Raw genomic sequence first — 21,004 nt, 5'->3', positions numbered from 1 at the left:
GGGCCATGTCGACGATGCAGACACGACAATCCGCCCCACTGGCAAACGCGCCGGCGACCGAAGTCGACGACAGCCTGGTGCGGGCCGGCCTGGGCGAGCACCTGTCCCGGGCCGCCGGCGGGCCGGTGGCGATCACCGCCTTCGATCGGCTGTCGCCCGGCTTCTCCTGGCTCACCTACAGCTTCAGGGCGCGCTACCCGTCGGGTGAGACCCGCCAACTGATCCTGCGGCTGGGGCCGCCGAGCGGGCTGTTCGCGCCCTATTCCGTTTTGCCGCAGGTCTATGCACTGCAGGCGCTGGCCGGGACGAGCATCCCCGTGCCCGGGCTCGTCGCCCATGCCGAGCAGGGGGACGTCGTGGGGTTCCCGTTCTTCGTCTGCGAGCACGTGGCAGGTCACGTGACCGCACCGTGGACCGGCAGCTCGGCGGGCGAGGAGCATCGGCTGCGCATCGCCGAGCAGTTCGTCGACATTCTGGGCGATTTGCACCGGCTCGACTGGGCCGCATCGGCCCTGGCGGAACTGCCGTCGCCGGACGCGGCGGAGGGGCGCATGGAGCTGCGGCCGATCGCCGGCTGGCGGCGGCTGATCGCCCGGCCCATGCAGCGCTATTACCCGCTGCTCGATTGGGCCGGGCACTGGCTCAGCGAGAACTGCCCCAAGCCGCCGCGGCTCACGGTCGTCCATGGCGACTACCGCGTCGGCAACTTCCTGGAGGATGAGGGCCGCATCACCGCCATCCTCGATTGGGAGCTCACTCACATCGGCGATCCACACGAGGACCTGGGCTGGGCCCTGATGCCGACCTTCAACGCCGGCAGTCGCAAGCTCTACGGCGTCATGGAGCGCGAGCAGGTCCTTGAGCGCTACGCCAGGCGTTCGGGCATCCCGGTCTCGACCAGGAGCCTTGCCTTTTATGAGGCTTTCGCCCTGTACCAGGCGGCCGGCATCCAGCTCTGCGGGGCCTACGCCTTCGAGGTCGACCGCTGCAACGACATGCGCATGGCCGCGATGGCCACCCGCATGGCCCCCATCATCCGCGCCCTGGACCGGGCCATCGAGGCCGCCGCATGAGCCAATCGTTCGAACGCGTTCTCGACGGAGCGATCGAGGCCCTCCGCACCACCATCCTGCCGCACCTGAGCGACAGCTTTGTGCGCGGGCAGGCCTACGGCGTCATCTTCGCCCTCAACGGGCTGAAGCTCGGCGCCGATTGGGCCGCCGGGCCGCTGCTGGCTCAGGTGGCGCTGCAGGACAAGGCTTTCGCGGCCGTGTCTCACCTTGCGGGAGGCCTGTCGCATCCGCCGATCCCGGCACTGCCGCGGCTGGCCGGAGGCGTCACCGACGGCGCGGCCCTCGAGGCCTTGCGCGACGAGGGGGACCGCCAGCTGGGCGCGCTCTTGATGTGGGCCTCCGGCGATGCGGCGTCGCAGGATCAGGCAGTCGCCGGCGAGATCCAGGACACACTGCGCCGCTTCATGCGCGAGCAGATGACGCTCGATATCGGCACGATGGCAAAGTCCATGTTTCACGAGCTTGCGACCGGCGAAGACAGCCCGCCGGGGGTGTCAGCGCGCGGATAGGCTGCGCAGGCGCCAGGCGTTGAGCGTGGCGATCGCGGTGGTCGCGAGTTCGCCGAAATGGCGGCGCCGGCCCTCGCGGTGGTGCATGTCGTCATGCAGTTGGCGCAGATAGGCATGATCGTCGACAGCAAGCGCGTAGCGCTCGGAATCCAGATAGGTGGCGCGTTGGTGCTTGCGGCGCGCCGCCGCCTCGCGCACCTGCGTTTCCGGGTCCGGAAGGGTTATGTCCCCCGCCAGGGCGGCCGCGAGCCAACGGCCCTGGGCTTCGACCACCGGCATCGTCGGCCCGACCGGCTCGACCAGGCCAGCGAACATCAGCCCGCGATGCTTGGGTGAAGCCATCTGGCGGTAGAGCGAGCCGGTATCGGCCTCGGGATCGAAGAGCGGTTTGGCGAGGAACGGAAAGCTGGTGCGGTAGCCGGTGGCATAGACGATCGAATCGAATGCCTGGCGGCTGCCGTCGTCGAACTCCACCTCCGTTCCGTCGAGCAGACGCACATTTGGCTTGACCGAAATCAGGCCGTGGCCGAGGCAGGGCAGCAGCTCCTGGCTCACGGTCGGGTGCTCGCGCCAAATGGGATGAGCCGGCCGTTGGAGGCCGAAGCGGCGCTGATCGCCGGCGGCCAGCCGAATGAGCGGTGCCAGCGCGGTCCGCGTCAGCCAACCCGGCAGCCCCATCCTGCCGGACAGCAGGGCCGCCCACTCGTCGGTCGGCTTCCCCATGAGGTACTTGGGGGTGATCCAGGCACCGCGGCGCGTGGACAAGGTGACGCCGGCTGCGCGCCGACAGAGGTCGACGGCGATATCGATGGCCGAATTGCCCATGCCGACCACCAGCACCTTCTTGCCCACATAGGGCTGCGCGGTGCGGTAGTGGTGCGAATGCGTCGTGTCGCCGAAGAAGAGGCCGGGAAAGGCTGGCAGCCGGGGGTTCCACAGGTGGCCGCTGGCCACGATCACGGCGCGGTAGTGGCGCACCCCGCCACCCCATAGATGGACGCGCCATCCCCCGTTGGATCCCTTGGTCACGGAGTCGACCGTGGTGCGGAAGTTGATCAGCGGCCGGATGCCGAACGCATCCGCATAGCTCTCGAGGTAGGCGAGGACCTGCCGATGGGAGAGGAAGTCGGGCAGCGTCTCCGGGATCGGGAAGTCCGAATAGCCGAGGCGGTGGCGACTGGTGTTGATGTGCAGGTTCGCGTAGGCGGACGACAGGCCGTTGTCGTTCTGATAGCGCCATAGCCCACCGAGGTCCGAGCCTTTCTCGAAGCAATCGAAGTCGAGCCCTCGCTCATGCAGCGCCTTGGCGACGGTGATGCCGGCCGCGCCGGCGCCGATGATGCAGATGTCGGGGGACCGGGACGGTCGCCGTGCCGCTGCCGCATCGTCGAGATCGGACCAGGCGCTGCGGCGGGCCATGTCAGCAGCCTCGGCCGGGGATGGCAAGGGGGACAGGAGGTGGAGCGAGCGCGCCCGTCGCGTCCTGCATGCGCGGACGGCGCCCGGCTTCGACGGCGAGAATGCGGCTCATGACGACCCGTCTCCCTGGTCTATCGAACGTGCTGGCCCTCCCCCGCATGATCGCCAGTTTGGACCGCCCAAGCTGTCGACTGCCGATGGGTCCGATGCTCTAGATCCGCCGCGTAGAATAGCCGGCCGTGCCGTCCTTTCCATAGTAAAAAAATAGTCGGCTTCACCGGCCCCCTCCGGAGGCGCCGGGGGCTGCGCAAAACGAGGTCGCATGCGCCCGCCCAGCCGCTGCCGAGCCGGGAATCGAGGCCCCGGCCAGGCGGATGCGCAATGGTATTCGCCGCGACGGACGCCTGAGGACCTGGATACGATTACACGCATGATTCTTCGCTGACAGAAGCCACAACGTCGCTTTCCAGCGGCATTCACACCATTTGTTGTGGATGACGTCGGTGTCGCGGCACACCCGGGCGGCGGGCTCGCCGCCCCTTCAGCTCACGAACCTTGCGCGCGGGCGGATGAGCTGGCCCGTGGCGCGCTGCTCCTGCGCATGGGCAATCCAGCCCGCCGTGCGGCCAAGGGCGAACAGCGCGAGCGGCGCTCCCGCCGGCAGGTCGTGGCCGCGGGCGATGGCGGCGAGCGCCACGTCGATGGTCGCAAGGCGGCCGGTGAGTCGCTCCGCATGCGCGACTAGTTCGAGGGTGTCTGCCGATCCGCCGATGTGCCGGATCAGGGCGCGAGCCCGCGGATCCCCGTCCGGATAGAGCGCGTGGCCGAAGCCGGGAATGGCTTCGCCGCGGGCCATGCGGGCCTTGAGCCCGCGAGCCGCGCCTCCGGCCCGTTCGATCTCGTCGAACAGCGCCGTCACCTGCTCGGTCATGCGGCCATGGCGGGCCCCGCCGAGGGCGGCGAGGCCGGCGATGAGGCTCGCGGTGAGACTGGCGGCGGTTGCCGCCACGACGCGCACCGCGAAGGTCGACGGGTTGAGCTCGTGGTCGGCCGAGAGCACCAGGGCGCGGCGGATGGGGTCCGCGGCGGCCGGCCGGCCCCAGGCCTGGGCCAGGGCCTCGTGCAGGCGCGCGCCGGGTACGATCGCGGTGCCGGCGAAGGCCGACGCCAAGGCCTGCATCAGTCGTGCGCCGCGGCCGGGAAACTGAGCCTCGGGCAGTCCGGGAGGCTCCTCGTCGAGCAGCAGGGCGAGCAGGGCGATGGCCTTGTCCGTTGCCGCTGCGGCCTGGAGCCGCCGCGCCGTCTCGCTCCAGCCGGCAACCGCCGCCGGATCGAAGCCGGAGGGCGGGAACGGGTCGGCGTCCACCGCGGCCCAGAGCAGCCGTGCCGCCTCTTCCAGCGCATACGTCTCGGCAATCTCGGCGGCATCACGGCCGCGGTAGAGCAGGCGGCCGCCGTCGATGGCGGTGATGCGCGTCTCCAGAACCGGCAGTCCCCAGTCGAGCGCCGACGCCGCGGCTGTCGATGGCCGCCGCAGACGCGCCTTGCGGTCGATGAGCCGATCGACGTCGGCCCCTGCGTAGAGCCGGCCGCGGGGGTCGGTGGGATGGGGCGCCGAGCGGATCAGGCCGCGGCTGACATAGGCGTAGAGCGTGGCGCGGCTGACCTTGAGGCGCGCCGCCGCCTCGTCGGCGGACATCAGTGCGGGGCGGGCAGGGGCAAGACTCATATTGATATATTGATTCAAGATTGACGTGTTGATCAAGTCGGTTCGTGATGGCGCAGTGAATGCGTGAGCAGGGAGACCGGCATGACCATGCCCAGAGCCATCGGCCTCGATGATGTCGTTGCCGCCGAAACCAGTCTCAGCGACGTCGACGGTGAGGCTGGCCGCCTCATCCTGCGCGGCCACGATGTGGAGGAGTTGGCGGGACGGGTGCCTTACGAAGCCGCCGTGGCGCTGTTCTGGGACGGCTTCGTTCCGGTCGGTGGCGGCGTCGCGGCGCTGCGGCGCGACATGGGCGCCGGCCGCGTGGCAGCCTTCGGCCGCTTTGCGCCGCTCGAGCGCGCCGCGGCCGGGTTGAGCCCGGTCGAGGGGCTGCGGCTGTTCCTCTCGGCCATCGCAGATGAGGATGCGCTCGCCGTTCCGGCGGCACTGGTGGGCGCCGTGGGCGTCGCTGCCGCCATGGCCGTCCGTCTCAGCGAGGGCCGTGCGCCGCTCGCACCCGACCCCGCCCTGTCCCATGCCGCCGACGTGCTGCGCATGCTCTCGGGCAGGACGCCGGCGCCGGCGCATGTGGCGGCGCTCGACACCTATCTCGTGACGATCCTCGATCACGGGCTCAACGCGTCGACCTTCACGGCCCGCGTCGTCGCCTCGACGGCCGCGGGCCTGCCATCGGCGGTGGTGGCGGCCCTGATGGCGCTGAAGGGGCCCCTGCACGGGGGCGCGCCGGGGCCGGTGCTCGACATGCTCGATGCCATCGCAACAGCGGAGCGCGCTGACGCGTGGCTCGCCGCGGCGCTGGCGCGCGGCGATCGGCTGATGGGCTTCGGCCACCGGGTCTACCGGGTGCGCGATCCCCGAGCCGACGTGCTCAAGGCCGCGATTGGCCGCCTGACCGATCGTCCCGGCCGCATCGCGTTCGCCGAAGCGGTCGAGGAAGCCGCGCTCCGCCAGCTCGCGGCGCACAGGAGCGGCCGCCCCCTCGACATCAACGTCGAATTCTATACGGCGCTGCTGCTCGAAGCCCTCGGCGTGCCGCGGGCCGGCTTCACACCGCTGTTCGCGATCGGCCGGGTCGCGGGCTGGGTCGCCCATGTGCGTGAGCAGGAGGCGGCGGGCCGGATCATCCGGCCGCAGTCGCGCTACGTGGGGCCCATGCCGGCACGGGCGGCCTGAGCCTGCCCGCTACGAGATCGTCCGATCGCAGGGATATGCTCGACGGCCAGCCCTGGAGCGATCGGGCCATCGCTATGCCGCCTCCTGCACCAGCCCGATCTCCGCTTTGACCGCGTTGAGAAAATAGCGGCCGAGCCAGGCGCGCGGCATGTGGCGAAGGACGACGTTCCTGACATGGAACGCGAGCGGGCTCTCCGGAATGAACATCGACGCCATCCGGCGGCTGCGCTGCTGGAGCCGCTCGATGGCGGGGCGCAGGCGCGCTTCGTGGGCGATGAGCGCCGCGCCGACGTCGCCCGACCGCGCCAGCTCGCGCCCCAGCATCTCTGCCGACGTCATCGCCATGCCGGCGCCCTGGCCGGAGATCAGCGTCAGGCAGTGGGCGGCATCGCCGAGGAGGACGACGCGGCCCTTCGACCAGACGGGGGCGTCGACCAGCGTCAGGTCGTCGATGATCGGCGCGACGCCATCGGCCGTGGCTTTGGCCATCAGCTCCCGCACACGCCCGAAGCTGCGCGCCGTGACGTGCTCCAGCAGCGGCCAGCGCGCGTCGGCGGGGACAGGACCGGTTCGCCCGTCGCGCCACACGTGCAGGGCGGCGAGGCGATCGCCCCTGAGGGCATAATACTCGGCTAGGTGACCGGGCTCGGCATAGGACAGGAAGTCCGAGCCGAGCCCGATCGGATCGTCGATGTCGTAGACGGCAAACCGATAGCCGAGCGGCTTCAGGCGCGGATCGTCGGGGCCGAACATGAGCGGCCGCAAGGTGGAGCGGAAACCGTCGGCGGCGATGACGAGATCCGCATCCACCTGGGCGCCGTCGCTGAGCACCGCGCTCGCCTTGCGGCCGTCCTGGTCGATGGCGGTGATCGTGGTGGCGAGGCGCAGCTCGGTATTTGCCGGCAGAGCGCCGTGCAGAGCAGCGACCAGGTCGCTGCGCCGCAGGGCGACGTAGGGCAGGTCCCGGATGAACTCGCGGTAGCGCAGCCGCAGCAGCTCGCGTCCATAGCGGTCGCGGTAGACGTTCTCGTCCACCTTATAGGCGACCGCCGCCAGCTCTGCATGCAGGCCCATGCGTCCGGCTGTCTCGTAGCCGGGGCCCGAGAGGCCGAGCATGTAGGCGCCGCCGCGCAGATTCCGCGCGCGCTCCACGATGACGGAGCGCCAGCCGGCCCGCCCCAGCCACCAGGCGGCGGAGAGCCCGGCGACGCCGGCCCCCGCGATCAGGGCCAGGGGAGGGGTCATTGTTGCTGCTCCTGCGCGAGGCTGCGTCTCAAGATGAAGGGCATGGCCAGGACGCCGGCGACGGCGAGTGCCGCGGCCGCGACGAAGAAGGGTCCGTAACCCCACGCCTTGGCCAGCACGCCGCCGCCGAAGCCACACAAGCCCGCGACGAGGGCATCGGCGCATTGGAAGAGGGTGAAGTCCACGCCCGCCTGGGCCGGCGAAGCGAGGCCCATGAGCAGCGAATAGAGCGCCACGAAGCCGATCGCCATGGCCGCGGCTTGAATCAGGACGAGACCGACCAGGGGGCCCGTGCCGGCAAGGCCGCCAGCCACGGCGGCGGCCAGCAGGGCCAGGGTGAGGGCCTGGAGGGCGGCGGCGGTCAGCACCGCGCGGCGGGCGCCGAGGGCGCGCACCAGAGCGCCGCCGGCCAGGGTGCCGGAAACGCCCGCGATCACGCCGCCCAGGCCGTTGATCATGCCGAGCGTGGCGAGGTCGAGACCCCCATCGATGAGCAGCGGCCCGATCATGCCCTGCACCAGTCGCACGCCGATCTCGAAGGCGACGGTCAGCAGCAGGCCCCAGCGGATCGCCGGCCGTGCCCACGCCGCCCTGAGGCTCGGCCGCGCAGTCCCCGGAGGAAGGGGACGGCCCGGCTCCCCGGCGAGCGCGAATGGCAGCGTGAGGACGGCGATCATGGACGCGAGGGACAGCACCGCAACGGTCCAGCCCGCGGTCGATACCAGGATGAGAAAGAGGCCGGACCCGACGAGGATGCCGAGATAGCCGCCGCCCACCTGGGCCGTGTTGCCCCATCCCCGCGCCGCCGGAGCCAGCTGTTCGATGGCGAAGGCATCGCAGGCGATATCGACCGTTGCCGAGGCCAGGGCGACCGCGCCGAGCAGCATGAAGAGAGGCGCGTGGCCGGCCGGCGCGGTGAACGCCAGGCCGATCAATGCCAAGATAGCGATGGCCTCGCCGGCGACGACGATCCGGCGCGAGCGCCGGCTCCGTCCAACAGGAAGGCGGTAGCGCTCCACATAGGGCGCCCACAAGAACTTCAGGGCCCACGGCAGCATGACCAGCGCGACGAGCCCGATCGTGTCGAGCTCAGCGCCGGTGCTGCGCAGCACCGCAGGCACACCCTGGAACGTCAGGCTGCCGACGAGGCTCTGGGCCAGGTAGATGCCGCCGATGGCAATCAGCACCTGCCCGAACGGCAGCCGCTCGTCCGCCCTTGTTGTGGCCGTCGCGAGCGCATCCATCAGAACTGCGTCCGCATCTGCACGCCGACGATGCGGCCCTGGCCGATGGTGCTGAGCACCGCCCCGCCGTATTCGAAGCTCGATGTGCGGTAGACCTTGTCGGTCAGGTTGTCGGCGAACAGCTTGAGCGTCGGGCCCTTGTCGAAGACGAATTCCAGCCCCGCATCGAAGGTGGCGTAAGCGGGCTGGTACAGCGTGTTCGCCTCGTTGAAGTAGGTGCGGCTGATCATGCGGGCGGCGCCGGTGGCGACCACCTGGCCCGGGAAGAACGATTGGGGCAGTACATAGCGGGCCGCCAAGTTGGCCGTCACGTCCGGCGCGTAGGGGACGCGCTTGTTGTCGTAGGCGGCGCCGCTGAGCGGATCGACCATGTCCGAGAACGTCGACCGGCCGAAGCTGCCGGTGGCTGTGAGCGTCAGCCGTTCGGTGGCGCGCAGCGTCGCTTCCACCTCGACGCCGAGGCTTTCGGCCTCGCCGGCGTTGCGGATCACCTGGAGGCCGATGGGCCCGACGTAGATCTGCTTGTCCTGCGACCTGATATAGTAGAGTGCCGTCGACAGGGTGAGCCAGCCGTTCCAGAGCGACGTGCGGGCGCCGACCTCGAAGTTCCAGGCCGTCTCGGGCTTGTAGGGCGTGGCATCCTGCGGAAACGACACGGCACGGTTGAAGCCGCCCGGCTTGTAGCCTTCCGACACCAGGGCGTAGACGCGGATGCTGTCGGTCATCTGGTAGCCGAGCGAGAGCTTGGGCTGCAGGCTGCGGAAGCTGGCCGATCGGTCGAAGTCGAAGCCCTGGCCGTTGCCGTAGACATCGGGCCGCACGAAGTCGACCGACGACCAGTCGTACGAGCCGCGTACGCCGCCCGTCAGGGTCAGCCGCTCGGTGAGGGCATAGGTCACCTCGCCGAAGATGCCGGCGCTCTGGCTGTCCACCTTGTTGCGCGACGCGGCATAGAAGCCCGGATAGCCGACGGCGTCGCGGGTAAACCAGTCGGCCCAATAGGACAGGCCTGCGACGCCCTTGAGGGGCCCGCCGTCGTCGTAGGTGAGCTTGAGCTCCTGGGTTATGCTGCGGTCGGTCTCAGGGAAGTCGCTGCCGAATATCTTCCGCTTGAGGTCCACGTCCTGGTAGGCGGTGGTGCTCGACAGGGTGAAGGCGTTGAAGCGGTAGTTCCAGGTGAGCCCGGCAGTGGTGATGTTGCGATCGAGGAAGCTGTAGGGCCCGATCACGGAGCTGCGATAGAAGCGGTGCCGCACGTCCTGGTCGAGGATCGACGTCTCCTCGCGGGAGCGCAGCGCTTCGTGCGAGACCCAGGCGTTGGCATCGAACGCGCCGCCGGCCGGCGCGTAGCGCAGGCCCACGCGGCCGTTGAACGCATTCCACCAGTTGATGTCGTCCCTGCCGCGGTCGATGTCGCGAATCTGCCCCGGGGTGTAGCTCTCCTTGACCGCCAGATCGAGGAACCAGGTCTCGGGCACCAGCACGGCCGTGGCCGTGGCGCCGACCTGGAACAGGCCGCTGGCCGCCGTGCCGAACACCGCCGCCGTCTGCTCGCGCGGCTTCCGGCTGATGATATTGATGACGCCGGCATAGGCGTTGCGCCCGTAGAGCGTGCCCTGCGGCCCGCGCAGGAACTCGACACGCTCAACGTCGACCAGCTCCTGCACCATGGCGGAGGCCGCCTGCGGCACGCCGTCGACGTAGACCTGCACCGCGGGATTGTAATAGTCGGGCGAGGACATGCCGCGCACGGTGAAGTTGGCGTAGGCGCGGTTGCCGCGGCTGTCGATGACCAGCCCCGGAAAGACCTTCTGCAGATCGGTCACGGTGCGCACGTCGCGCTCGCGCAGTTCCTCGCCGGTTGCGACCGAGACGCCGCCGTCGACTTTGTCGAGCGGCTGCTCGCGCTTGTTGGCCGTCACCGTGATCTCGTCCAAATTGACGGTGCTGCCGTTGTCCTGCGCCCGGCCGACTATTGTCGAACCGATCAGCAAGAGGAACGCGGTCGATCCAAGGCGGGAAATACTTGAGAACATTTCTAAACTTTCAGGCGCCGATGTGGATTCTTGCTCTCGTCCTCCGGTGGTTCGCAATCGTTGTCTAACGTTTTCGGGACTGCTATTGACGCAAGCGGGACACTTGCCGTGGGGATTGCCGATTTGAATGCCGGTGTGCTCTGCGCTCAACAGTTCGAAGACGACGGGAAATCGGACGCCGGGGCTGCCACTTGGCGAGAGGCTGTCGACCACGAGATCGCCGCCTTGGGCTGGGCCGAGCACACCCGCGTCGATCGGCCCGAAGAGGACGTCACCATCTTCGTCTTCGACACCGTCACGCCGCACGACCTGACCTTTCGGCCGCGCGGTCCCGCGACGTTCTCGCTCAGCGTCGTCTTCGACGGCGCCGGCACGTTGTCCGTCGATGGCGCCGCGCCGCTCGCCGTCGCACCGGCCATGGGCGTGCTGTTCACCAGCGGGCGCGAGACCGGCGGGCTCAACACGATTCCCGGTGGCCAGCGTGTCCATATGCTGGACCTGCGCTTCGAGCGGCGCTTCCTGCTGAAGGCTGGCGGCGCGCCGCTGGCGCGGCTCGGAGGCGATCTTCTCAGCGAGCACAGCCGGCCCGACCAGGACGTCTTTCTCGTGGGGTTTCCCGCGCCGGCCGCTTTGCTTCAGTCGGCCCGCGACATTGCCGCCTGCGCACTGCCGGAGGGCCTGTCCCGCAACCTGTTTCTCTACAGCAAGGCGATCCATTGCCTGAGCGTCGTCGTGCAGACGCTGGGCCACACGACGCTCAAGCGTGTCGCCGTCCGCCGCGAGGATCGCGAGCGCGTCGAGCGCGCCAGGGCGATCATCGAGGGCCAGTTCGGTCGGGACCTGTCGATCGCCAGGCTGGCGCGCGAGGTGGGGCTGAACGAGCGCAAGCTCAAGGAAGGTTTTCGCGCCGTCGTCGGCAACTCGGTGCATGCCTACCTGCGCCAGGTGCGGCTCGACGCGGCGGCGACGATGCTCGAGGCGGGTGCGACGGTGACCGAGACGGCGCTCGCCGTCGGCTTCGACAGCCTGAGCCACTTCAGCAAGGTCTTCACCGCCGCCAAGGGCGTTGCCCCGAGCCGCTACCTCGGGCGCACTTGACCCTTCGGAGCCTCCGCAATCGCAGTTGCGCGCCTGGGCACGGCAACGCTACATAGCATTGTCACGGTCTCTCGAATCGCAAGATCGAGAGCTAAGAGGGAAGCCGGTGCGCCGTATGGCAAAGCCGGAGCTGCCCCCGCAACTGTAAGCGGCGAGCCTACGTCCACCTTAAGCCACTGAGGCCGATGGCCTCGGGAAGGCGGGATGGAAGGCGTTGACCCGCGAGCCAGGAGACCTGCCGCGACACCATGAACGTCCTCGGGCGGGGTGTCCCGGCGGATCGCTTGCGCGCATCGGCTCCTTAATCCGATGCGATCCCCTGCATGCGACTGCTCGGCCCAAGCCCCGGTTTGTTGGGGTCTTTGGCAATGCAGGTCTGCTTTTCCCGTCAGATCACAGCGTCTACCGCGGGCTCCGCCTACGGTTGGTCACCGCGCTCCGCAGCGATCGGCCGCGGTCGATGGACCGTCGGTGCTGCCACCGCGCCGGAAGGCCGTCTTGACGGCCAGTCACGTTTCGCGCATCTCCCCAGATATGTAATGTTATATCGTTGCATTTGAGGTGACATGCATGCTCGACCAGCCGGGTTCCGGGCGCTTCGATGCGCTGGGCCTCTACGCATCCGGCATCGATACGTCGGACTATGCCGCCAAGGCCGCTCCGCTGCTGCGTGAGGCGGTCGGCGGCTTCGGCGACTTCCTGGATGTCGGCGCCGGAGGCGGACAGCTCGGCCGTGCGCTGCGCGATCCCGGCTGCAGCTGGACGGCGATCGAGCCGGCGCCCGTCATGCGCGCGCGGCTCGCGGCGCCGGGCGGGCCGTCGCGCATCATCGCGTGCGGCTGGCAGGAGGCCGCAGGCCTCGGCCGCTTCGACACGGTGCTGGCCGCCAACATGCCGGCGCCGCTCCAGGCGCCGCTGCCGTTTCTCGCCCGCTGCCGGGGGTGGAGCAGCGGCCCGGTCGCCTGGCTCGTGCCGGCGCAGCATGGGCCGCGCGGCCTGTGCCTGGCCGGCTGCCTGCCGGCGGAGTGGCACGGCGAGGACGAGACACCGGGCGTCGACATCGTACTCGCGGCGTTGGGCGAGGCGCACCGCCCGGACGGCTCCCGGCTGATCGACTGGACCTTTTCGCTGGTGGTCGCCGACATCGGCCCTCTCGCTGCCTATCTCGCCGATCGGCTGGGATGGCGCGACACGGACGAGCGCCGGCCCGCCCTTGCGGCGCGCCTGGAGGGGCTCGCCGAGACCGACGCCGGCGGACGCCGGCTCAACGTGCCGAGACGATCGGCGCTTCTCACCTGGGGGTGCAAGACGTGATCTCGAGAGCAGTCTGCCATGGCTTTGCGGCGCTGGTCGCTGGCGCGGTCGCCGCATGTCCCGCCTCGGCCGAGGAGGTGACGCGGCTCGATGAGATCGTCGTGACGGCGACGGGGCGGCCCGAGGAGCGTAGCCGCATCCCGGGCACGGTCCAGGTCATCGACCAGACCAAGATCGAGCATTCGACGGCCAGGTCGATCACCGACCTGCTGGCCGAGAATGCGGTCGGCTTTTTCAGCGAATGGACCCCCGGCCAGACGTCGATCAACATCCGCGGCGGCTCCACAGACGGCCAGGGCAAGGACTTCCGCAGCCAGGTGCTGGTGCTGATCAACGGCCACCGGGCGGGCACGGCCAATCTCTCCAAGCTGTCGCTGGCGCACGTGGAGCGCATCGAGATCGTGCGCGGTCCATCCTCGGTGATCTACGGCAGCCAGAACATCGGCGGCGTCATCAACATAATCCTGAAGACGGGCCGCACCGCGCCCGGCAATACCGTCGAAGCATCGGGCGGCAACTGGGGCCTGGTGCAAGGGCGGGCCGCCACCGGCGGCGTCTACGAGGCGGTGGACTGGTATTTCGGCGTCAACGGCGGCCAAAGCGACGACTATGACGCGGGCAGCGGCGGCGGCCGGCAGGTCAACACCGATTGGGCGCGCAAGGGCTGGGCGGGCGCGCTGGGATTGCAGATCAACCAGGACCACCGCGTCGATGTCAGCGTGCGCTCCGACGGCATCTACGATGCAGGCTTTCGCGGTTCGGGCGCCAATTATCTGAGCCGCGACGACCGCTACAACCAGGGCGCCGACGTCACCTACAACGGCCAGTCGCCCGACGGCCGCGTCGGCCTGATGGCGCAGGCCTACTACGACAACGACGTCGATCGCTTCAAATGGGCCTCGCCCGTGCAGCGCGGCTCCAATGGCCTGCCGGCGAAGGGCACTGCCGCCGACTTCAACCGGCGCCGGCTCGAGGTCTACGGCACCCGCGTCCAGCCCTGGGCCAATCTCTGGGAAGGCAACAAGCTGATCCTCGGTTGGGACTGGGAGACCAGCCCGCTGCGCTCCAATCGCTTTCGCGAAGGGGTGCCCGGTAACCCGCTCTCGCAGATCGCGCCGATCGACAACAACCAGACCGACACCACCAACGGCTTCTATGCCGAGGACGCGCAAACCTTCTTCGACGGCAAGGTGACCGTGCGCGGCGGCGTGCGCCAGACCTACGGAACCACCAGCTTTGACTGGACGCCCAACCTGGCCAACCAGCGCCAGCGGACGGTGCCCTACAGCGCCACCACCTATGCCGGCGGGGCCACCTATCAGGCGCTCGACTGGCTGGGCTTCCGGGTCGGCGCCTCGTCGGGCTTCAGGGCGCCGACGGCAAGCGAGCTGGCCGCCGACTTTACGGCGCTCGGCGGCGGCCGCATCTTCGGCAATCCGGATCTCAGGCCGGAGACGGCCGAGCAGATCGAGGCGGGCATGACGCTGACCGGCCCCGGCTGGCGCTGGGACACGGCGGTGTTCCAGAACGTGATCTCCGACCGCATCATCACCAAGCTGAGGGCCGGCGTCGCCAACACCTCCGACTACGCCAACAACGCCGCCGACGTGGTGGTGCGCGGCATCGAGATGCAGTTCGACACCGACGTCTTCCGCATGCTCGGGCGCGATGCCGGCAACTGGCGTTGGACGGCCTATGCCAACGGCTTCTATAACTTCGAGATGACCGACAAGGGCGCGCTCGTCACCGCCAACACCAACAACGTCGAGCGCATGTACAAGTACCAGGCGGCGATCGGCACACGCTTCGGCCAGAAGCTCGATCGCTACGACTGGTCGTTCCAGGTCCAGGGCGTACTGCGTGGCCCGATGTGGTACAATACCGAGGAAAACCTGCTGATTCCGTTCGCCGAGCCGAACCGCGAATACATCCACCGCAAGGATCCGTTCTGGATCTGGAACGTGCTCGCCGAGGTCGAGGTGTTCAAGAACGTCAAGGTCTTCGCCGGCGTCAACAACGTCTTCAACGTCAACGAGCACCCGATCTTCATCGGGCTCGACAAGGCCCCGATCCTCGCCGACGTGCGCTTCTTCAACGGCGGCTACGGCACCTCGATGCCCGGCCGCCAACTGCTCGCCGGCGTGAAGGCGCGCTTTTGAGCGGGCGACGCAGCCTCCTGCTCGCCGTTGCGGCGGCGGCAGCCATCGCCGCTGCCGCGCCAGTGCGGGCCGAGACCGTCACCTTGCGCGATGCCATGGGCCGTGACGTGGTGCTGCCTCGTCCGGCCCGGCGCCTCGTCACCATCTTCGCCTCCAACACCGAGCTGGTTGCGGCGCTTGGCCTCGCGGACCGGATCGTCGGCATCGAGAGCTATACGCGCTACCCGCCGGAGGTGGTGGGGCGGCGTCCCCTCGTGGGCGGGCGACTCGGCTTCTCGGTCGACCGCATCGTCGCCCTGGCACCCGACCTGGTCGTGCTGACGCCGTCGCGGCAGGCGATGCATCAGGTGCTCGACCCCATGGCGCGGGTCGGCATTCCCGTGCTCGTCCTGCTCGCCCGCTCGGTCGACGAGGTGCTGGACAACATTCGCCTGCTGGGGCGGGCCACCGGCGTTGCCGAGCGGGGCGAGGCCGTTGCGGGGGCTTTGGCCGGCCGCCTCGCTGCTGTCCGCGCGCGCATTGACGGCCGGCCCCGGCCGAAGGTGCTGCTGGTGACCGGGCAACTCGGCAACGGGCTCATCCTCGTCGTGCGCGACGCCACCTATACGGCCGACGCGCTCCGTCTTGCCGGGGCTGACCTTGCGCTGGTGACTGCGTCCGGACTGCCCCAGGTCTCGCCCGAGTCAGCTCTGGCGTCCGACCCGGACGTGCTGCTGCTCGCCGGCCGGCAGGACGAACTCGACGCCCTCGTCGCCCGGCCAGGCTGGCGCAACTTGCGTGCGGTCAAGGCCGGCCGTGCGCACATCGTGCCGCGTGCCGAGCTGCTGATCCCGGGCCCACGCACGATCGACGGCATCGAGCGGCTGGCGATGCTGCTGCATCCAGGCGATCGGGAACGATGACGCCCTTGCCGCGCACTTTTCCCCGCCCTTGGCCGCTCGCACTTCCCGCAGCACTCGCGCTCGGCCTCGTGCTCGGCATCTGCGCTGGCCACGATTGGGCGGGTCCCGTCGATCTGGCCAGGGCGCTCGCCGATCCCGACACGATGCGGGCCCGGCTGTTGCTCGACTGGCGCCTGCCGCGCGTGATGGCTGCCGGTCTCGTCGGCGCACTGCTCGGTCTCGGCGGCGCCATCTTTCAGGGCGTGTTCCGCAACCCGCTGGCCGAGCCTTATCTGCTCGGCAGCGCGGGCGGAGCGGCCGTGGGCGCCGCGATTGCTTTGCTGGTGCCGCTCGGGCTGCCGGCCGCGCCTTTGCTCGCCGGCCTGTCGTTCCTCGGCGCCTGGGGCGCGACCTGGCTCGTGGTGCTGTTCGCGCGCATGGCCGGGAGCCTCGATGCGGCCGGCCTGCTGCTGGCCGGCGTCGCAGTCGCCGCCATGCTGGCGGCGGTCCGCTCGTTCCTGATGTTCGCGCTCTCCGATGAGACGATCAGCCTTCAGGTCGTGCTGAGCTGGGTCCTGGGCGGCGTGCAGACGCCGACATGGCCTGGCCTCGCCCTGCTCACGGCGCTGACCGTGGCCGGCTTTGTCCTGGCGCAGCGCCTGTCGCACGGGCTCGACCTGCTCGGACTCGACGAGGAGCAGGCGCGCGCCTTTGGGCTCGATACCAATCGCTTCGTGTCGCGTGCGATCCTGGTCGGCGCCCTGATCGTCGCCGTGGCCGTCGCCTACGGCGGGCTGGTCGCCTTCGTCGGGCTCATCGCGCCGCATGTCGCGCGGTGGTGGGTGGGGCCGCGCCACGCCGCGCTGCTGCCGGTCACCGCCGGCATCGGCGCGGCCGTCGTTCTCGTGTGCGACGCCCTGGCCCGCGCGGCGCTGCCCCCGGCGGAGATTCCGCTCGGGCTGATCACCGCAGTGGTCGGTGGCCCGTTCTTTCTCCTGGTGCTGGCGCGGAAGCTGAGGTCATGAGCGCACTCCGTGCCGAAGCCGTCGAGGTGCGCCGGGGTGGGCGGGCCATCGTGGCACGGGCCGCGCTGACGCTCGAGCCCGGCGCGCTCGTCGGGCTGATCGGGCCCAACGGCGCCGGCAAGTCGACGCTGCTGCGGGTGCTGGCGGGGCTGGTGGCGCCCACGAGCGGGCGCGTGGCCTTGGCCGGGCTGGACGTGGGCAAGATGGCTGCTGGCGAGCGCAGCCGCCTCGTCGCCTATGTGCCGCAACACTTCACGCCGGCCTGGGACTATTCGGTGCGCGATCTTCTCGACCTCGGGAGCCGGCGGGCCGAGCGGCCGCCGGCGCTCGCGGGTCTGCTGCGCGATCACGGCCTGGAGACGCTGGCCGCCCGTCGCTGGTCGCAGCTGTCGGGGGGCGAGCGGGCGCGCACCCTGCTTGCCTCGGTGCTGGCCGCCCCCTGTCCGGTGCTGCTCGCTGACGAGCCTGGCGCCAGTCTCGACATGGGCCATCGCCTGGCGCTGCTGCGGCGGCTCAAGGCGGAGGCGCGGCACAGGACGGTGGTGGTGGTGCTCCACGATCTCGATCTCGCCGCCCGCTTCTGCGACCGCTTGGTGCTGATGGCGGCCGGCGAAATCGTGCTGGACGGGGCCGCCGACGCCGTCATCCGCGACGACGCCTTGGATCGCAGCTTCGGCCTGCGCTTCCGTCGCGTCGCCGTGGCGGACGGCGCCCTTCATCTGTTTCCGATCGAGCCGTCCGGGCCGTCATGATCGGTAGGGGGCCGCCGCCGTTCGTGGAGGGCGATCATTTGGGGTTGCCGCCGCGGCGGCATGCGGCCACCCTTCGCCGGACCAACGAGTCCTCTTGAAAGCACGGTAATGGTCCAACCTTCGATTCTGGTGCTGTCGAGCAGTCCATCCTCGACATCGAAGACAGCACGCGTCGCCGAGCATATTTTGCACCAGCTCGAAGGGCCGCTCGCCACGGTTCGTCATATCCGGCTGAGGGACTTGCCGCCGGCAGCGCTGCTGCGCGCCGATGCCTCCGATCCGCAGATCGCCGAGGCGGTAGCGGCGGTCGAGCAGGCCAGCGGCATCGTCATCGCGACACCGATCTACAAGGCGGCCTACTCGGGGCTGCTCAAGGTGTTCCTCGACCTGCTGCCGCAGTTCGCGCTCGCCGGCAAGATCGTGCTGCCGTGCGCCACGGGGGGCAGCCTGGCCCACGTGCTGGCGCTCGACTACGGCTTGCGGCCGGTGCTGCAGTCGATGGGCGCGCGCCACATCGTCCAGAGTCAGTTCGTGCTGGAGCCGCACCTCAAGATCGAGGGTGACAGCTTGAGCGTCGACGATGTGACCGGAGCGACACTCCTCGAAGCCATCTACCACTTTCGCTGCGCCCTCGGTCATGCGCCGCCGCACGACCAACTGGGTCATCCCAGACCGGAGCGGGCGGACGGCACGGCCTCCGGCTGAGGGAACGCCCGGCTGACCGACCCAGCGAGCGGGGTGCGCGCGCCCGGCACGTTCGTTGAAGCTCTGCTCCGTTGGCTGTAGCTTCCCGCGCGTTTGGCCCCCACGCGCGTGCATCCAGGTGGAAGTCGAATCTTGAAGCCAGCACCAGCCCGGGCTGCATCCGACCTGCCGGTCGCCGAGCCCGCCCCCGACCTCAGCCCGTTGCCCGACCTGGTCGGCTACGCGCTGCGGCGCACCCATATGGCCGTGTTCAGGCGCTTCCGCGAGGCGTTCGCCGACTACGACATCCGGCCGGTGCAACTCGGTGTGCTCACCGTCGTCCTCAACAACCCGGGCCTCAAGCAGACCGCTGTCGGCGCGGCCCTCGGCATCAAGCGCACCAACTTTGGTCCGTTGCTCGACGGCCTGATGGCGCGGGGCCTCATCGAGCGCAAGCGGCTGGAATCCGACCGGCGGGCGCTGGGGCTCTACCTCAGTCCGCTGGGGCAAACGCTCGTCGCCGAGCTGCAGGCGCGGGAGGCCGCCTTCGAGCGGCAGATCAGCGCGACGATCGGCGATGAGGGGCGGCGCGATCTGCTGCGTCTCCTCGGCCAGATCGCAGCCGGCTGCCGCGGCTCCTCGGCCGAGGACGACGAGCCGGAGACGGACGGAGACGTCCCTTAAGTTTCCGCCGGCATCAGCCGGGCGCGGACATCGTCGGGAATGGCCTTGCCCTTGAGCCGCTCGGGGTGGGCCGCGTCGCGCCCGGCCCAGACTCGCACCTCGTGCCCTTCGACCGACAGCGTCTCCCCCTTGAGCAGCCGGTGGCGCACGGCGAAGCTCGTGCGCTTCACTTCGACCACCGTCGAGACGATCTCGACGCTGTCGCCGAAGCGGCAGGGTGTCGCGAAGCTGGCGCGCGTATCGACCAGCGGGATGCCGACGAGGCCGTAGGCATCGATCATTGCGAGCTTGGGCATGGCGAGCGCCGCTTCGACCAGCAGCGCCGTGGACCAGTCGAAGAACTCGAAGAAGCGCGGATTGAAGACGATCCCCGCCGGGTCGCAGTGTCCCCATTCGATGTCGAGGCGCCGCGTGTTGCTGAAGCCGGGCACGATGAACGAGATCCTTTTGGTGTGACGGTGATGCATTCAAGCCAGGCGGCCCAGGCGCAGCAGTGCCGCCTGCCCGAGCCGGACCGGGCACAAGGGGCGTCCGGCCGGTCTCCTCGCGCCGGGCCCGCCCCGCGGGTATCGTCTATTGGCCCTTGACGAGGGGGCAGCCACCGTCCGCGAGGGGTCGAAACGCCTGGTCGGCCGGAATAGTGGCCACGGTCCTAAGATAGTCCCACTTGCGCTTCGACTCCGCCGGCGTCTTGGTTACCAGCAAATACATCGGGTGCAGCTTGCGGCCGTCCTCGCGGACCGAGCCCTTGCCGAAGATCGGATCGTCGGTGGGCAGCGCCTTCATCTGCGCCACGACGGCGCGGCCGTCTGCGGCGCTCTTCAGCTTGGCGACAGCCTTCAGGTAGTGGGTGACGGCGGAATAGACGCCGGCCTGCATGTCGTTGGGGGCGTTGTGGCGAGGATGGCGTTCCTCGAAGCGCTTGGCGAAAGCGCGCGTGCCGTCGTTCAGGTCCCAATAATACCCCGTCACCAGATAGGCGCCCTGCATCGCCGGCAGGCCGATGGCCGGAACGCTGTTGATGTTGAGGATCAAGCCGGCCAGCCGCTGCTTCTTCTCGATGCCGAATTCGGCCGCCTGCTTGATGGTGTTGGTGGTGTCGTCGCCCGCATTGGCGATGCCGATCACCTCGGCGCCCGACTGCTGGGCCTGCAGCACGAAGGAGGAGAAGTCGGCCGTGCCGATCGGGTGGCGCGCATTGCCGAGCACCTTGCCGCCTTGGGTCAGGACCTCTTCGGCGGCGTTCTTCTCCAGGTCCTTGCCGAAGGCGTAGTCGGCCGTGATGAAAAACCAGCTTTTGCCGCCCTGCGCGACCAGGGCCTTGGCCAGGCTGTGGCCGAGGGCCCAGGTGTCGTAGGTCCAGTGGACGGTGTTGGGCGAGCAGGCCTTGCCGGTGAGGTCCGCCGTGCCGGCGCCCGAACCGATGAAGACCTTGTTCTTGTCGCGGGCGAGCCCGGCGACGCCGAGCGCGATGGCCGAGTTCGGCACGTCGATGATCAGATCGACGCCGCCGTCGTCGTACCACTGGCGGGCAATGGCAACGCCGACGTCCGTCTTGTTCTGGTGATCGGCCGAGACCACCTCGACGGGCAGGCGCGAGGACTTGGCGAAGTCCTCCACCGCCATGCGCGCGGCGAGGACCGAGCCGACGCCCTGGTAGTCGGCGTAGACCCCCGACTGATCGTTCAGCACGCCGATGCGCACGGGCTTGTCGGCGGCACGTGCCGCTGAGGCGCCGAGAGCCGTGGCCAACGCGGCAGCCGTGCCGATGGCCGCTAAGGTCCGATATGCCTTCATGATCGTTTCCTCCGCTCCGGTGCCGGCACGCCGCTTGCTGCGGCTTATGGCCGGGGTGGATTTGTCTGATCAGCCCGGCGCCACCTTCGCCGTGCGCTTCTCCAGGACGTCGGCGAGGCAACGCTGGCCTCGCTGTCGCTCTCGGCCACCGTCATCGTCCAGCGCCTTGGTGAGGCAGCCGA

Annotated in this window: 18 protein-coding genes and 1 riboswitch; of the genes, 11 read left to right on the top strand and 7 right to left on the bottom strand. The window is 69.5% G+C overall.

The features are described from left to right. The first annotated feature begins 5 nt into the window (after positions 1-5). The gene (locus tag IEW34_RS18055) at positions 6-1,073 is read left to right on the top strand and encodes a phosphotransferase family protein (protein WP_188610603.1); all 1,068 of its coding nucleotides are present in this window, start codon (positions 6-8) and stop codon (positions 1,071-1,073) included. After that, positions 1,070-1,582: a hypothetical protein gene (locus IEW34_RS18050; protein WP_188610602.1), complete on the top strand. Its 513-nt coding sequence runs from the start codon at positions 1,070-1,072 to the stop codon at positions 1,580-1,582. The genes IEW34_RS18055 and IEW34_RS18050 overlap by 4 nt, the downstream gene beginning before the upstream one ends. Here IEW34_RS18050 and IEW34_RS18045 read toward each other — a convergent pair. Both IEW34_RS18045 and IEW34_RS18040 read right to left on the bottom strand, forming a co-directional pair. Continuing rightward, on the bottom strand, positions 1,568-3,001 hold the full coding sequence (locus IEW34_RS18045; protein WP_188610601.1) for a flavin-containing monooxygenase: 1,434 nt from the start codon (positions 2,999-3,001) through the stop codon (positions 1,568-1,570). The two genes, IEW34_RS18050 and IEW34_RS18045, sit on opposite strands and share 15 nt — an antisense overlap. A gap of 541 nt (positions 3,002-3,542) precedes the next feature. Next, positions 3,543-4,730: a citrate synthase family protein gene (locus IEW34_RS18040; RefSeq protein ID WP_244642067.1), complete on the bottom strand. Its 1,188-nt coding sequence runs from the start codon at positions 4,728-4,730 to the stop codon at positions 3,543-3,545. Positions 4,731-4,811: 81 nt separating this feature from the next. Here IEW34_RS18040 and IEW34_RS18035 point away from each other — a divergent pair, with 81 nt between their 5' ends. Then, the gene (locus tag IEW34_RS18035) at positions 4,812-5,903 is read left to right on the top strand and encodes a citrate synthase (protein ID WP_373288264.1); all 1,092 of its coding nucleotides are present in this window, start codon (positions 4,812-4,814) and stop codon (positions 5,901-5,903) included. A gap of 72 nt (positions 5,904-5,975) precedes the next feature. On the opposite strand, the gene IEW34_RS18030 is transcribed toward IEW34_RS18035, so the two are convergent. The 3 genes from IEW34_RS18030 to IEW34_RS18020 are packed head-to-tail and all read right to left on the bottom strand — an operon-like array spanning position 5,976 to position 10,386. Beyond that, positions 5,976-7,148, bottom strand: a complete 1,173-nt coding sequence (locus tag IEW34_RS18030) for an FAD-dependent monooxygenase (RefSeq protein WP_188610600.1) — start codon at positions 7,146-7,148, stop codon at positions 5,976-5,978. Next, positions 7,145-8,392 (bottom strand): MFS transporter, encoded by a 1,248-nt coding sequence (locus IEW34_RS18025; RefSeq protein ID WP_188610599.1) that lies wholly within the window; start codon positions 8,390-8,392, stop codon positions 7,145-7,147. The genes IEW34_RS18030 and IEW34_RS18025 overlap by 4 nt, the downstream gene beginning before the upstream one ends. After that, on the bottom strand, positions 8,392-10,386 hold the full coding sequence (locus tag IEW34_RS18020; RefSeq protein WP_210324525.1) for a TonB-dependent receptor: 1,995 nt from the start codon (positions 10,384-10,386) through the stop codon (positions 8,392-8,394). Before IEW34_RS18020 ends, IEW34_RS18025 begins: the two co-directional genes overlap by 1 nt. Positions 10,387-10,536: 150 nt before the next feature. Between IEW34_RS18020 and IEW34_RS18015 the strand changes: the two genes are divergently transcribed. From IEW34_RS18015 to IEW34_RS17985, 8 genes are all read left to right on the top strand, one after another. Next, positions 10,537-11,526, top strand: coding sequence for a helix-turn-helix transcriptional regulator (locus IEW34_RS18015; protein WP_244642066.1), 990 nt, complete (start codon positions 10,537-10,539; stop codon positions 11,524-11,526). 47 nt (positions 11,527-11,573) lie between these two features. Further along, a riboswitch (cobalamin riboswitch) is annotated at positions 11,574-11,783 on the top strand. Positions 11,784-12,096: 313 nt separating this feature from the next. After that, positions 12,097-12,840 carry a class I SAM-dependent methyltransferase gene (locus tag IEW34_RS30610; protein WP_244642065.1) on the top strand — a complete coding sequence of 248 codons (744 nt, stop codon included), beginning with the start codon at positions 12,097-12,099 and terminating at the stop codon, positions 12,838-12,840. Continuing rightward, positions 12,837-14,999 (top strand): TonB-dependent receptor, encoded by a 2,163-nt coding sequence (locus tag IEW34_RS18010; RefSeq protein WP_244642064.1) that lies wholly within the window; start codon positions 12,837-12,839, stop codon positions 14,997-14,999. The genes IEW34_RS30610 and IEW34_RS18010 overlap by 4 nt, the downstream gene beginning before the upstream one ends. Then, positions 14,996-15,901 carry an ABC transporter substrate-binding protein gene (locus tag IEW34_RS18005; RefSeq protein ID WP_244642063.1) on the top strand — a complete coding sequence of 302 codons (906 nt, stop codon included), beginning with the start codon at positions 14,996-14,998 and terminating at the stop codon, positions 15,899-15,901. The genes IEW34_RS18010 and IEW34_RS18005 overlap by 4 nt, the downstream gene beginning before the upstream one ends. Then, on the top strand, positions 15,898-16,905 hold the full coding sequence (locus IEW34_RS18000; protein WP_188610596.1) for a FecCD family ABC transporter permease: 1,008 nt from the start codon (positions 15,898-15,900) through the stop codon (positions 16,903-16,905). The genes IEW34_RS18005 and IEW34_RS18000 overlap by 4 nt, the downstream gene beginning before the upstream one ends. After that, positions 16,902-17,657 carry an ABC transporter ATP-binding protein gene (locus IEW34_RS17995; RefSeq protein WP_188610595.1) on the top strand — a complete coding sequence of 252 codons (756 nt, stop codon included), beginning with the start codon at positions 16,902-16,904 and terminating at the stop codon, positions 17,655-17,657. Before IEW34_RS18000 ends, IEW34_RS17995 begins: the two co-directional genes overlap by 4 nt. Before the next feature lie 60 nt (positions 17,658-17,717). Further along, positions 17,718-18,362 carry an NADPH-dependent FMN reductase gene (gene ssuE / locus IEW34_RS17990; RefSeq protein WP_308424383.1) on the top strand — a complete coding sequence of 215 codons (645 nt, stop codon included), beginning with the start codon at positions 17,718-17,720 and terminating at the stop codon, positions 18,360-18,362. 132 nt (positions 18,363-18,494) lie between these two features. Beyond that, complete coding sequence (locus tag IEW34_RS17985) at positions 18,495-19,025, top strand: MarR family winged helix-turn-helix transcriptional regulator (RefSeq protein WP_188610593.1); 531 nt, start codon at positions 18,495-18,497, stop codon at positions 19,023-19,025. On the opposite strand, the gene IEW34_RS17980 is transcribed toward IEW34_RS17985, so the two are convergent. Together IEW34_RS17980 and IEW34_RS17975 are read right to left on the bottom strand one after the other, a co-directional pair. Next, the gene (locus tag IEW34_RS17980) at positions 19,022-19,456 is read right to left on the bottom strand and encodes an acyl-CoA thioesterase (RefSeq protein WP_244642061.1); all 435 of its coding nucleotides are present in this window, start codon (positions 19,454-19,456) and stop codon (positions 19,022-19,024) included. The two genes, IEW34_RS17985 and IEW34_RS17980, sit on opposite strands and share 4 nt — an antisense overlap. A 142-nt stretch (positions 19,457-19,598) precedes the next feature. Further along, the gene (locus IEW34_RS17975; protein WP_188610591.1) at positions 19,599-20,822 is read right to left on the bottom strand and encodes an ABC transporter substrate-binding protein; all 1,224 of its coding nucleotides are present in this window, start codon (positions 20,820-20,822) and stop codon (positions 19,599-19,601) included. Between the last annotated feature and the right edge of the window lie 182 nt (positions 20,823-21,004).

The organism is Chelatococcus reniformis, assembly GCF_014640075.1.
GTDB lineage: Bacteria > Pseudomonadota > Alphaproteobacteria > Rhizobiales > Beijerinckiaceae > Camelimonas > Camelimonas reniformis.
Note: the sequence above shows the minus strand (reverse complement) of the source record. Positions and strands in the feature narration are given on the sequence as shown.